Genomic DNA, 12,187 nt, shown 5'->3' with positions numbered 1-12,187 from the left:
GGCACGGGCTCAGCCGCCCTTCAACGCCGCCAGAGCCTCCCTGGCCGCGGCATTGGCAGGATCGATCCGCTGCGCCTGTCCATAGGCGCTGATGGCGTCGTCCGTCCGGCCCAGCACCGCATAGGCCTTGCCCAGCCGCAGCCAACCGTCCAGGTCGTCCGGGTTCTGCTTCAGTCGGTCGGCGAGCCGCTGGACCATCCCCTCGATCATGGCGCCGCGATCGCCCTCGGACATGTCCCGGGCGGCCTCCACTTGCGCTGCGCTGGGGCCGGGCGCAGATGGCGCGGCGTCCGTGTCCGGCGCGGATATGCCCATGCGGCGCGCGGCGCGGTTCAGCCCGCGCGCCAGCAGGCCGGCATATTCCGCGTCCGGCGGTGTTTCGGCGGCAAGCGCCGCCCAGCGGTCGAACGCGGCACGGTCGTCGTGATCCTGGAACGAGGCCAGGCCCAGATAATAGCGCGCCACCGGATTCGCCGGATCGAGCACCAGGGCCTTGCCGAATGCATCGCGCGCACCGGCGTTGACCATGCCGGCGTCGCGGGCAACGCGGGCCAGGCCCAGCGACAGCCAGTGGCCGACCACGCCCGGCTCCAGCCGCACCGCGCCCTCATAGGCTTCGGTAGCCAGGTCGAAGCGGCCCACCGAGCTGGCCAGTTGGCCCTGCATCAGCCAGCCGCGCAGCTCGTCGGGGCGTTCGCGCATGGCGGCGGCCATGCGCACGGCCAGTTCGTCGGCGGTCGCTTCCCCAGCGGGCACATCGGCCTCGCGCACCGCCGGCCGGTCGGGCAGGTCCGGATGGCCCTGCGCGCCGTAGATCAGCGCCGCCAGCGCCACGACGCCCCCCGCGACACCCAGCGCGGCAAGCTTGCGGCTGCCCGGCGACAAATCCGGGCGGGAATCCGGCTCGGCCTGGTCGGCGGCCCGCAGCAGGCGCCGTTCCACCTCGATCCGCGCCGCCTCGGCCTCGGCCGGGCCGATGGCGCCCGCATCCCGCTCGGCCGAAAGCTCGGCGAGCTGGGCGCGGTAGATCGCCACGTCGTGACCGGCGCGCCCGACAGACGCCCCTCGCCGCTGGAGCACCGGCAGGGCGAGGACAGCGGCGGCCAGTGCTGCCAGCAGCGCGAACAGGGCATAGAGCATCAGGGCGCCTCGTCGAGCAGCGCCCGCAGCCGGGCTTGCTCGTCAGGATCGAGCGCCTCAGCCTGCCGGACCGGGCGCTGGCGGCGGATAAATGCCCAGGCGCCCAGGCCGCCCGCGATAATGAACAGCAGCGGAGCAAGCCACAGGATGGCGGTGCGGATATTGAACGGCGGCTTCATCAGGATCCAGTCGCCATAGCGATCGACCATATACTTGCGCACCTGGGCGTCGCTCTCGCCTTCAGCGACCCGTTCCCTGACGATCTCCCGCAGATCCCGGGCCAGATCGGCGTTGGAATCACTGATCGACTGGTTCTGGCAGACCAGGCAGCGCAAGTCCTCCATCAGCTGGCGGGCGCGAGTCTCCTGCGCCGGATCGGGCAGCATCTTCTCGTCGGCGCCCACTGCCAGCGCCGGGCCGGCCCACAGCAGCAGCGCGATGACGGCGAGCACCCTCATTTCAGCCCCTGCAGGGCCGGGAGCAGCGATTTCGTCACGACCGCCTCGTTGAGCGCGCCCTGAAAGCGCCAGACCACCTTGCCCGTCCGGTCGACGATGAAGGTCTCGGGCACGCCCGAGATGCCCCAGTCGATACCCACCCGGCCGTTGGCGTCGAAGCCGGTGCGGGAGAACGGATTGCCGTCGGCCGCCAGCCAGGCCCGCAGGTCGGCGGGCTTGTCCTTCCAGGCGATGCCGTACACCGGCACGCCGGTGCGAGTCTCCAGCCCCGCCAGAATCGGGTGTTCGGCCCGGCACGGTGCGCACCAGCTGGCGAAGAAATTGACGACGGCGACCTTCCCCTGCAGGTCGGCCGCCGACAGTCCGTCGCCGCCCTCGACGGCGGCGGGCAGATCGAAGGCGGGCACCGGCTTGCCCTCGATGGCGAAGGGCGTCTCCGTGGGATCGAAGTTCATGTAGAACGCCACGCCGAAGGCCACCGCGATGGTCAGGAATATGGCGAGCGGCAGGACGTGCTGCGGCTTCATTCCGCCGGCACTCCTTCAGCCGCCACCTGGGCCGGAACCTTCGCCGCGCGCGGCGCGCCCACCCGAAGGCGGCGGTCGGACAGCGAGACCAGACCGCCCAGCACCATGATCAGCGCACCCGCCCAGATCCACGACACCAGCGGCTTGTGGTAGAGCCGCACGCCCCAGCGGCCGTCGCTCTGTGCCTGGCCGATAACCGCATAGAGGTCGCCGGTGAACAGCGGATCGATCGCGGCTTCCGTGGTCTCTTGCGGCGGATCGGCGAAACGGCGGGTCTCGGGATAGAGCCGCACGATGAACTTGTCGTTCCTGTAGACCGAGAATGTGCCGCGGATCGCCGCGTAATTGGGGCCGCGCACCGGCCCGACCGCGTCGAGCACGAAGCGATAGCCGCCAACCCTTACGCTGTCGCCCGGCTCGATCACCGTGATCTCCTCGCGCTGCCAGGCGCTGGAGACGGCAATGCCGAAGATCATCACGGCGATGCCGAGATGGGCGAGAATCATGCCCCAGGCGCCGCGCGGCAATCCGGCGGCGCGGCGCAGCGCCTGGCCCGGGGCGCGGAACAGGCCCACCCGACCGGCCAGTTCGGTCAGCACCGCCGCCGTGAGCCAGACCCCGTAGGCAACGCCGATGCTGGCCCAGAACGGTCCCTTGGTGGCGATGGCCACCGCCAGCCCGGCAATCACCGCGAGCACCAGGGCCGGGCGCAGCCGCTTCAGCGCCTCGCGCAGATTGCCGCGTTTCCAGGCGAGCAGCGGGCCCAGCCCCATGAACGGGATCAGCAACGCCATCAGCGCCGGGAAGACAATGTTGAAGAACGGCGCGGCCACCGACACCTGATAGCCCGCCTCCTTGGCCAGCAGCGGATAGAGGGTGCCGAACAGGATCGCGAAGGCCGCCACCGCCAGGACCAGATTGTTCATGATCAGGCTGGTCTCGCGCGAGATGGGCGAGAACATGCCGGTTGCCTTCATGGACGGCGCGCGCACCGCGTAAAGCGTCAGCGAGCCGCCGACCACGACGATCAGGAAGGCCAGGATGAACACGCCGCGTGCCGGGTCGCTGGCAAAGGAATGCACCGAGGTCAGCACGCCCGAGCGCACCAGGAACGTGCCCAGCAGGCTGAGCGAGAATGCGAGGATCGCCAGCAGGATGGTCCAGCTTTTCAGCGTGTCGCGCTTTTCGACGACGATGGCGCTATGCAGCAGCGCGGTGGCGGCGAGCCAGGGCATGAACGAGGCATTCTCCACCGGGTCCCAGAACCACCAGCCGCCCCAGCCCAGCTCGTAATAGGCCCACCACGAACCGAGTGCGATGCCTGCGGTCAGGAACGACCAGGCGGCCAGCGTCCACGGCCGCACCCAGCGCGCCCAGGCGGGATCGACCCTGCCCTCGATCAGGGCCGCTATGGCAAAGGAGAAGGCGATCGAAAGGCCCACATAGCCCAGATAGAGCATGGGCGGATGGAACGCGAGACCGGGATCCTGCAGCAGCGGATTGAGCCCGTTGCCGTTGAGCGGCACCGGGTCGAGCCGCGCGTAGGGATTCGACGTGAACAGCGAGAAGGCGAGAAAGCCGACGGCGATCAGTGCCTGGATGGCCAGCACCCTGGCCCGGAACGCCTCGGGCAAACTCCGGCCGAAGGCGGCGACGCCGGCGCCGAACAGCGCCAGGATCAGGATCCACAGCAGGATCGAGCCCTCGTGATTCCCCCACACGCCGCTGATCTTGTAGAGCAGCGGCTTGTCGGTGTGGGAATTGAGCGCCACGTTCGCGACCGAGAAATCCGACACCACATAAGCCCAGGTCAGCGCCGCGAATGACAGGGTCACCAGGCCCAGTTGCAGGAAGGCCGCTGGCCGTGCGACGGCGATCAGCGCGGCGTATCCGCGCTGGGCGCCGATGAGCGGCACCGTGCCCTGTACCAGCGCGGCCAACAGCGCCAGGATCAACGCGAAATGGCCAAGCTCGACGATCATGGAGACTCGCCCCGCTGCCATTCGCCCGAGCGCTTCAGCGCGTCGGTGACCTCGGGCGGCATGTAGTTCTCGTCATGCTTGGCAAGCACGCGGGTGGCGACAAAGGTACCGTCGGCGCCCAGCCTGCCCTCGGCGACAGCGCCCTGTCCTTCGGCGAACAGGTCGGGAAGAAGGCCGTGCTCGGTCTGGTCGTACACCACCGGCACGTCGGACGCGCCGTCGGTCACCACGAAGCGCAGGACCATTTCGTTGTCCTTGTGCACGCTGCCGGGTTTCACCAGACCGCCCAGGTGAAACGCCGTCGACGGCGGCGCCGACATCTGACGCAGGTCGCCCGGGCTGTAGAAGAACCGCACATTGTCGCCAATGGCGAAGAACGCCAGCGCCCCGGCGAACGCCAGGATGCCGAGCCCGGCGCCGACATAGATCATGCGCTGGGTCTTACGCTTCATCGCGGCTCCGCATTTCCTCGAGTCTGGCCTCCAGCACGACCTGCAACCGCAGCGCCCGCCGCAGCCGCAGCGCGCTGGCAGCCGCGACAACCGGCAGGATCACCGCCGCCGCCGCGTAGGCCGACCAGATATAGGAGGCGTATTCCCAGTTCATCCTAGGCCTCGGCCTGCATCATCTGCAGCGCGCGCACCCGCCGCTCGGCAACCTCGGCGCGGATGCGCAGCAGCAGGACCGAGATGAAATAGGCCTTGAACGCGCCCAGCATGATGAACAGCGGCCACAGCATGGCCGAATCGATGGTCGGGCCGCCCCGGCGGAAAACGCTCGCCGGCTGATGCAGGGTGTTCCACCACTGCACCGAGAAATGAATGATCGGGATGTTGATCAGGCCCACCAGCGCCAGGATGGCCGCCGCCCGCGCCGCCTTCTCCGGGTCCTCGAACACCTGCCACAGCGCCATGTAGCCCAGATAGAGGAAGAACAGGATCAGGAACGAGGTCAGCCGCGCATCGCCCCATTCCCACCATGTCCCCCACATGGGCGCGCCCCACAGCGCGCCGGTAACCAGCGCCAGCAGGGTGAAGCCGGCGCCGATGGGCGCGCAGTTCTTCGCCGCGATGTCGGCCAACGGATGTTTCCAGATGAAGCCCATGCCGCTGAAGCTCGCCATCAGCACATAGGTGGCGAGCGCCATCCAGGCTGACGGCACATGGATATACATGATGCGGACGGTATCCTTCTGCCGCGCGTCAGGCGGCGAGCCGACGAGCGCGAGATACAATCCCAGGGCGAACAGGACGACGGTCAGCGCCAGCGCCCAGGGAAGGATCCTGGCGCTGAGGCGGGAAAAACGCGTCGGGTTCGCGAAGCGGTGCCAGCCGGACATGGGGAGTGATGTAGCGGTCCGCCCGATAAGGCGCAAGCGGAGTTGGACCGCCCGGGCGAACGGAAGCCGGCGAGGGCATCCTCCGGGAACAGCGAAAGGCTCCCCGGGCCGAACCCGGAGAGCCTTGCTGATGGTGCGCGGTTTACTTGCGGGCGTAGCTTTCGATGGTCACCCGGCGGTCGCCGATGGGACTGCACACCAGCTGAAGCTGGCGAACATTGCGCTCGTTGCCGGGCAGATCGATCCGGCGGAAGTCGCCCTCGCGCAGGCGGCCGCGATCGCCAATCTCCAGGTCACGGGTCTTGCCGTTGCCAAAGGTGACATAGACGCGGCTACACCGCGCATCGCCATTCACCGCCCGCAACGCCAGCGTGTCGACGCTGCGGCCCTTCCAGCCGGCGGATATGGCTTCCCGGTCGCGCCGGCCCTCGAAACTGTCGGCGCCGAGACGCACCCAGCCGTTCATGCGGTCGTCGCGGCGATCATCACGGCGGTCGTCGTGGCGGGCGTCATGCCTGCCGTCATGGCGGCCGTGCCCCCGGTCGGCAGTGACGCCGATACCGAACAGCTGCGCCCAGGCAGGATTCTTCCGCCAGATGTCGCTGTAGCCGCCCAGGTCTGCCGCGATGTCGATCCGGGCGTCGCGGCGGCCTTCAGAACGACAGCGGAAATCGAGCTTGCGAATCTGGCGCTCCTTGCCGGGAAGATCAACCGACGTGGCGCCGCCTTCACGGATCCGCCCCTCGAAGATCTGGCGCGTCTTGCCGTTGTTGAACGTGGCCGTGACGGTCCTGCAGATCACGTCGTTGCCCGATGCAGCCAGTCTCAGCCGCTCGACCGGTCCGCCGAAATTGCCGTATTGCCGTTCGTGATCGCCGCCTCTGTCAAAGTCGACGCTGCCGATGTCGCGCCATGCCGTCTGCGCCGCCGACGGCGACGCCGACAGGGCAACGAAAGTCAATGCCGCGAGGGCTCCCACTTTGATCATGTGTCCATCCAATCTTTGATTTGCGTTCGCTGGCCGCCATGGCCGGATTGCCCCGCGGGACCTTGGTTCAGAAGACAGACTGCCTCCGTGCTGCCCTAACGTCGTCATGGACGGGGCGGTTCCACGGCAGGGTGCCTCGCCATGGCGCGGTCTGCAGGATCGGCAGGGAGAGCGCCTTACTCCAGCGCCAGCCGAAGTGCCGCGGCCGAGGCGAGCGGCGCCAGTACCAGCGCCATCAGGCTGACCGCGCCCAACAGCATCAGCGGCTCGGTGGCCGAGGCCGGATCGGCGGTTGCGGCGACGCCGAATATCAGGGTCGGGATGTACAGCGGCAGCACCAGCAACGGCACCAGCACGCCGCCGCGCCTTATGCCGGCCGTCAGCGCCGCGCCGATGGCGCCGATCAGGCTGAGCGCGGGCGTGCCGATCAAGGCGGCGGCGACCAGCACCGGATATGCCGCGGCCGGCAGATTGAGCAGCAGGCCAACCAGCGGTGCGGCGATCACCAGCGGCAGGCCGACCACCAGCCAGTGGGCCAGCACCTTGGCCAGCACGGTGAAGAACAGCGGCTGCGGCGACAGGGCGAGAACATCGAGGCTGCCATCCTCGAAATCGGCCTGAAACAGCCGGTCGAGCGACAGCAGCGTCGCCAGCAGGGCCGACACCCAGATGACGCCCGGCGCCAGGCCGCGCAGCACCATCGGCTCGGCGCCGGCGGCAAAGGGAAACAGCGCGGCCACCACCACGAAGAACGCCACGGCAAGCAGCGAGCCGCCGCCCTGCCGGCGGGCGATCAGCAGGTCGCGGCGGACGATGGCGAGGAACGGGCTCACCGCGCGTGCACCCGCTGCCGCCCTGCCAACTCGAGCGTGTCCGCGCCAGGAAGGTTCATGTCGGTATGGGTGGCGATCACCGCCATGCCGCCGCCGTCACGGTGCTCGGCCAGCAGCGCCTCGAGTCGCCCGGTCGAGTCGGCATCGAGCGCTACCGTCGGTTCGTCGAGCAGCCACAGCGGGCGCGGCACCGCCACCAGACGGGCCAGCGCGAGGCGGCGGCGCTGGCCGGCCGACAGGAACCGCGCCGGCAGGTCGCGCAGATTGGCAAGGCCGAGACGCCCAAGCGCGGCGTCCACATCGGCCGTCTGGCCCAGCACAGCGGCCTGGGACAGGAGATTCTCGGCGGCGGTCAGCACAGGCTTCAGCGTGTCCAAGTGCCCCACATAGTGCAGCCTCGAGCAATGGGCCGGCGGATCGAGGCGGATTTCCTCGCCATTCCAGCCGACAGCGCCGTCGGCCGGGGCGATGAAACCGGCCAGGATTCGCAGCAGACTCGACTTTCCGGCGCCATTGGGACCGCGCAGATACAGCACCCCGCCGGGACGAAGGCCGCACGACAGACCTGTGAAAACTTCATGTTCTCCGCGCCGGCATGCGAGGTTGTCGACGGTCAGGCCGATGGTTCCGGCATTTGGCATTGGTGGGCTGCGGCTCCGCTGATCTCGCGCCGGACCTTAGCCCCCTTGCCCGGCGCGCGTCCAACTTTGCGGTTGGCAAGGGGGTGGAATTGGGGCAAAACCGGCACCATCAGCCGGAAACAACTTAAATCAGGAGCATCGTGACGTGAGCGTTGGGCACGACACCTTGAAGACGCGCGGTCAACTGACTGTTGGCGCCAGGACTTATGACTATTTCAGCATCGATGCGGCGGGCAAGGCTCTCGGCATCGACTTCAGCCGCCTTCCCTATTCCTTGAAGGTGCTGCTGGAAAATCTGCTCCGTTACGAGGATGGGGTCTCGGTCACCGTCGACGACATCAAGGCGATGGGCGACTGGCTGAACAACCAGACCTCGGAGCGCGAGATCGCGTACCGCCCCGCCCGCGTGCTGATGCAGGACTTCACCGGCGTTCCCGCCGTGGTCGATCTGGCCGCCATGCGCGCCGCCATGCTCGAGCTGGGCGGCGATCCCAAGAAGATCAACCCGCTCGCGCCGGTCGATCTGGTCATCGACCATTCGGTGTCGGTGGATCATTTCGGCGCCGGCCGCTCGTTCCAGGACAATGTGGACCTGGAGATGGAGCGCAACAAGGAGCGCTACGAGTTCCTGCGCTGGGGCCAGACCGCATTCGACAATTTCCGCGTGGTGCCGCCCGGCACCGGCATCTGCCACCAGGTAAACCTGGAATATCTGGCCCAGACCGTCTGGACCAACAAGGTGGACGGCGCCGAGATCGCCTATCCCGACACGCTCGTGGGCACCGACAGCCACACCACCATGGTGAATGGCCTGGCCGTGCTGGGCTGGGGCGTCGGCGGCATCGAGGCGGAGGCGGCCATGCTGGGCCAGCCCGTGTCCATGCTGATCCCCGAGGTCGTCGGCTTCAAGCTGACCGGCAAGCCCCGGGAAGGCACCACCGCCACCGATCTGGTGCTGACCGTCACCCAGATGCTGCGCAAGAAGGGCGTCGTCGGCAAGTTCGTGGAATTCTACGGCCCCGGCCTCGACCAGCTCTCGCTGGCCGACCAGGCGACCGTCGCCAACATGGCGCCGGAATATGGCGCCACCTGCGGCTTCTTCCCGATCTCCCGCGAAACGCTGAACTACCTGACCTTCACCGGCCGCGACCCCGAGCGCGTCGCGCTGGTCGAGGCCTACGCCAAGGCCCAGGGCATGTGGCGTGACGATGCGTCGCCCGAACCGGTGTTCACGGATACGCTGGAGTTGGACATTTCGACCGTCGTGCCGAGCCTTGCCGGCCCGAAGCGTCCGCAGGACCGCGTATTGCTCAGCGACGCGGCGACCGCCTTCGAGAAGGAACTGGCGACCAGTTTCGGCAAGGCCGACAGCAAGACTCTGAGGGTCGCCGTCGAAGGCACCAACTACGATATCGGCCATGGCGACGTGGTGATCGCCGCCATCACCTCGTGCACCAACACCTCGAATCCCAGCGTGATGATCGGCGCCGGCCTGCTGGCCCGCAACGCCATCGCCAAGGGCCTCAAGGTGAAGCCGTGGGTGAAGACCTCGCTCGCGCCGGGATCTCAGGTCGTGACCGAATATCTCGACCGCGCCGGCGTCAGCCAGTCGCTCGACATGCTGGGCTTCAACCTGGTCGGCTATGGCTGCACCACCTGCATCGGCAATTCGGGCCCGCTGCCCGAGCCGATCTCGAAGGCGATCAACACCAACGATCTGGTCGGCGTATCGGTGCTGTCGGGCAACCGCAACTTCGAGGGCCGTGTCAGCCAGGATGTGCGCGCCAACTATCTGGCGTCGCCGCCGCTGGTGGTGGCCTATGCCATCGCCGGCAGCATCCGCACCGACATCACCAAGGAACCGCTGGGCTATGACCAGATCGGCACGCCCATCTATCTGAAGGACATCTGGCCGTCCAATGCCGACATTGCCGCCGCCATGCGCGAGTCGGTAACGCCGCAGATGTTCAAGGAACGCTATGCCGACGTGTTCACCGGCACCAAGGCGTGGCAGGAGATCGAGGTGGCGACCGGCCTGACCTATGACTGGCAGCCCGACAGCACCTATGTGCGCCAGCCCACCTTCTTCCAGGGCCTGGCCGGCGACGCCGCGCCGGTGACGGATATCGTCAATGCCCGTCCGCTGGCCCTGTTGGGCGATTCCATCACCACCGACCACATCTCGCCTGCCGGATCGATCAAGAAGAACGGCCCCGCCGGCAAGTATCTGATGGATCACGGCGTCAATCCCGCCGACTTCAACTCCTACGGCTCGCGCCGCGGCAACCACGAAGTGATGATGCGCGGCACCTTCGCCAACATCCGTATCCGCAACGAGATGGCGCCGGGCACCGAAGGCGGCGTGACCACCTACATCCCGACCGGCGAAGTGATGAGCATCTACGACGCCTCCATGAAGTACCAGGAACAGGGCGTGCCGCTGGTCGTCGTCGCCGGCAAGGAATACGGCACCGGCTCGTCGCGCGACTGGGCCGCCAAGGGCACGCGGCTGCTGGGCATCAAGGCGGTCATCGCCGAGAGCTTCGAGCGTATCCACCGGTCGAACCTGGTGGGCATGGGCATCGTGCCGCTGGTGTTCAACGAGGGCGAGAGCCGCAAGACGCTCGGCCTGACCGGCCAGGAAGTGATCTCGCTGACCGGCCTCGCCGACGGCATCACCCCGCGCATGCCGGTGACCGCCACCATCCAGTACGCCGACGGCACCACGAGGGTCACCACCCTGGTCTGCCGCATCGATACGCTGGATGAAGTGTCCTACTACAAGCAGGGCGGCATCCTGCAATATGTGCTGAAGAATCTGGCCAAGGCCGCATAGGATTTCGCACAGAATTTGTCGTGAACGGGAGGCTTCAGCCTCCCGTTTTCATTTTAGAAGGGAAATTACGCGGATATCGTCCGGAAGTTGGCATTCTGCTTGTTTGATTGCCAGTAAGGCGTACATAGAGCGCACTCCCACCATAATCTGCCGGAAACTCCTCGGGAGCCGGTGCTATTCAACGCCAGGCTTCCTGGAATTTAAGGATATTGATCGATGAAGTTCAAACCGCTTCAGGATCGCGTCGTCGTTCGCCGCGTCCAGGAAGAAGAGAAGACCCCCGGCGGCATCATCATTCCGGACACGGCCAAGGAAAAGCCGTCCGAGGGTGAAGTGATCGCAGTGGGCCCCGGCGCGCGCAACGACAAGGGCGACATCGTCCCGGTCGAGGTGAAGGCCGGCGACCGCGTGCTGTTCGGCAAGTGGTCCGGCACCGAGGTCAAGATCGACGGCCAGGAGCTGTTGATCATGAAGGAGTCGGACATCATGGGCATCATCGAAGCCCCCACGGCCGCGAAAGCCGCCGCCTAATCAATTCTGGGAGATAAAACCATGGCTGCCAAGGAAGTCAAATTCGGCGCGGATGCGCGCCAGAGCATGTTGCGCGGCGTCGATATCCTCGCCAACGCGGTGAAGGTTACGCTGGGTCCCAAGGGCCGCAACGTCGTCATCGACAAGAGCTACGGCGCACCGCACATCACCAAGGACGGCGTCACCGTCGCCAAGGAAATCGAGCTCTCGGACAAGTTCGAGAACATGGGCGCCCAGATGGTGCGCGAAGTTGCCAGCAAGACCAACGACATCGCCGGTGACGGCACCACCACTGCCGCCGTGCTGGCCCAGGCCATCGTGCGCGAAGGCTCGAAGGCCGTCGCCGCCGGCTACAACCCGATGGACCTGAAGCGCGGCATCGACCTCGCCGTCACCGCCGTTGCCAATGAGCTGAAGTCCCGTTCGAAGAAGGTCTCGTCCAACTCGGAAATCGAGCAGGTCGGCACCATTTCCGCCAATGGCGACAGGGAAGTCGGCGAGATGCTGGCCCGCGCCATGGAAAAGGTCGGCAACGAGGGTGTCATCTCGGTCGAGGAAGCCAAGGGGATGGAAACCGAACTGGAAACCGTCGAAGGCATGCAGTTCGACCGTGGCTACCTGTCGCCGTACTTCATCACCAACGCCGAGAAGATGCTGGTCGATCTGGAAGAGCCCTACATCCTGCTGCACGAGAAGAAGCTGGCCAATCTGCAGGCCATGCTGCCGATCCTGGAGCGTATTGTGCAGTCGGGCCGTCCGCTGCTGGTCATTTCCGAGGACGTCGAGGGTGAAACCCTGGCAACCTTGGTGGTCAACAAGCTGCGCGGCGGCCTGAAGGTCGCGGCCGTGAAGGCGCCGGGCTTCGGTGATCGCCGCAAGGCCATGCTCGAGGACATCGCCATCCTGACCAAC

The 12,187-nt window shown here is 66.9% G+C and carries 13 protein-coding genes; 3 read left to right on the top strand and 10 right to left on the bottom strand.

What is annotated here, in order from left to right; genetic code table 11:
- Window positions 1–9: 9 nt before the first annotated feature.
- The 10 genes from ccmI to ccmA all read right to left on the bottom strand — a co-directional run bounded on the left by ccmI (window position 10) and on the right by ccmA (window position 7,908).
- Window positions 10–1,140: a c-type cytochrome biogenesis protein CcmI gene (gene ccmI, locus WJU21_RS11130; protein ID WP_346323508.1), complete on the bottom strand. Its 1,131-nt coding sequence runs from the start codon at window positions 1,138–1,140 to the stop codon at window positions 10–12.
- Entirely contained in the window at window positions 1,140–1,598 is a 459-nt protein-coding gene (locus tag WJU21_RS11125) for a cytochrome c-type biogenesis protein (protein ID WP_346323507.1), read from the bottom strand. Before WJU21_RS11125 ends, ccmI begins: the two co-directional genes overlap by 1 nt.
- On the bottom strand, window positions 1,595–2,125 hold the full coding sequence (locus tag WJU21_RS11120; RefSeq protein WP_346323506.1) for a DsbE family thiol:disulfide interchange protein: 531 nt from the start codon (window positions 2,123–2,125) through the stop codon (window positions 1,595–1,597). Before WJU21_RS11120 ends, WJU21_RS11125 begins: the two co-directional genes overlap by 4 nt.
- On the bottom strand, window positions 2,122–4,107 hold the full coding sequence (locus tag WJU21_RS11115) for a heme lyase CcmF/NrfE family subunit (RefSeq protein WP_346323505.1): 1,986 nt from the start codon (window positions 4,105–4,107) through the stop codon (window positions 2,122–2,124). The genes WJU21_RS11120 and WJU21_RS11115 overlap by 4 nt, the downstream gene beginning before the upstream one ends.
- Window positions 4,104–4,559 (bottom strand): cytochrome c maturation protein CcmE, encoded by a 456-nt coding sequence (gene ccmE / locus WJU21_RS11110; RefSeq protein WP_346323504.1) that lies wholly within the window; start codon window positions 4,557–4,559, stop codon window positions 4,104–4,106. The genes WJU21_RS11115 and ccmE overlap by 4 nt, the downstream gene beginning before the upstream one ends.
- A complete protein-coding gene (gene ccmD, locus WJU21_RS11105; protein WP_346323503.1) occupies window positions 4,549–4,713 on the bottom strand; it encodes a heme exporter protein CcmD in 165 nt (54 codons plus the stop codon). The genes ccmE and ccmD overlap by 11 nt, the downstream gene beginning before the upstream one ends.
- Window position 4,714: 1 nt before the next feature.
- A complete protein-coding gene (locus tag WJU21_RS11100) occupies window positions 4,715–5,446 on the bottom strand; it encodes a heme ABC transporter permease (RefSeq protein ID WP_346323502.1) in 732 nt (243 codons plus the stop codon).
- A gap of 142 nt (window positions 5,447–5,588) precedes the next feature.
- Window positions 5,589–6,434, bottom strand: coding sequence for a hypothetical protein (locus WJU21_RS11095; RefSeq protein ID WP_346323501.1), 846 nt, complete (start codon window positions 6,432–6,434; stop codon window positions 5,589–5,591).
- Between the two features lie 176 nt (window positions 6,435–6,610).
- Entirely contained in the window at window positions 6,611–7,267 is a 657-nt protein-coding gene (gene ccmB / locus WJU21_RS11090) for a heme exporter protein CcmB (RefSeq protein ID WP_346323500.1), read from the bottom strand.
- Complete coding sequence (ccmA, locus tag WJU21_RS11085) at window positions 7,264–7,908, bottom strand: heme ABC exporter ATP-binding protein CcmA (RefSeq protein ID WP_346323499.1); 645 nt, start codon at window positions 7,906–7,908, stop codon at window positions 7,264–7,266. Before ccmA ends, ccmB begins: the two co-directional genes overlap by 4 nt.
- A gap of 145 nt (window positions 7,909–8,053) precedes the next feature.
- Between ccmA and acnA the strand changes: the two genes are divergently transcribed.
- The 3 genes from acnA to groEL all read left to right on the top strand — a co-directional run.
- On the top strand, window positions 8,054–10,744 hold the full coding sequence (gene acnA, locus WJU21_RS11080; protein ID WP_346323498.1) for an aconitate hydratase AcnA: 2,691 nt from the start codon (window positions 8,054–8,056) through the stop codon (window positions 10,742–10,744).
- 216 nt (window positions 10,745–10,960) lie between these two features.
- A complete protein-coding gene (gene groES / locus WJU21_RS11075) occupies window positions 10,961–11,275 on the top strand; it encodes a co-chaperone GroES (protein WP_346323497.1) in 315 nt (104 codons plus the stop codon).
- Between the two features lie 21 nt (window positions 11,276–11,296).
- Window positions 11,297–12,187: chaperonin GroEL (gene groEL, locus WJU21_RS11070; RefSeq protein WP_346323496.1), on the top strand; the 891-nt coding region annotated here is incomplete at its 3' end.

The organism is Emcibacter sp. SYSU 3D8 (genome assembly GCF_039655875.1).
Classification (GTDB): Bacteria; Pseudomonadota; Alphaproteobacteria; order SMXS01; family SMXS01; genus RI-34.
Note: the sequence above shows the minus strand (reverse complement) of the source record. Positions and strands in the feature narration are given on the sequence as shown.

Bases quoted from the DNA above. Each gene is read 5' to 3' on its own strand.
- ccmI (WP_346323508.1), bottom strand. From the start codon at position 1,140: ATGCTCTATGCCCTGTTCGCGCTGCTGGCAGCACTGGCCGCCGCTGTC.
- WJU21_RS11125 (WP_346323507.1), bottom strand. From the start codon at position 1,598: ATGAGGGTGCTCGCCGTCATCGCGCTGCTGCTGTGGGCCGGCCCGGCG.
- WJU21_RS11120 (WP_346323506.1), bottom strand. From the start codon at position 2,125: ATGAAGCCGCAGCACGTCCTGCCGCTCGCCATATTCCTGACCATCGCG.
- WJU21_RS11115 (WP_346323505.1), bottom strand. From the start codon at position 4,107: ATGATCGTCGAGCTTGGCCATTTCGCGTTGATCCTGGCGCTGTTGGCC.
- ccmE (WP_346323504.1), bottom strand. From the start codon at position 4,559: ATGAAGCGTAAGACCCAGCGCATGATCTATGTCGGCGCCGGGCTCGGC.
- ccmD (WP_346323503.1), bottom strand. From the start codon at position 4,713: ATGAACTGGGAATACGCCTCCTATATCTGGTCGGCCTACGCGGCGGCG.
- WJU21_RS11100 (WP_346323502.1), bottom strand. From the start codon at position 5,446: ATGTCCGGCTGGCACCGCTTCGCGAACCCGACGCGTTTTTCCCGCCTC.
- WJU21_RS11095 (WP_346323501.1), bottom strand. From the start codon at position 6,434: ATGATCAAAGTGGGAGCCCTCGCGGCATTGACTTTCGTTGCCCTGTCG.
- ccmA (WP_346323499.1), bottom strand. From the start codon at position 7,908: ATGCCAAATGCCGGAACCATCGGCCTGACCGTCGACAACCTCGCATGC.
- groES (WP_346323497.1), top strand. From the start codon at position 10,961: ATGAAGTTCAAACCGCTTCAGGATCGCGTCGTCGTTCGCCGCGTCCAG.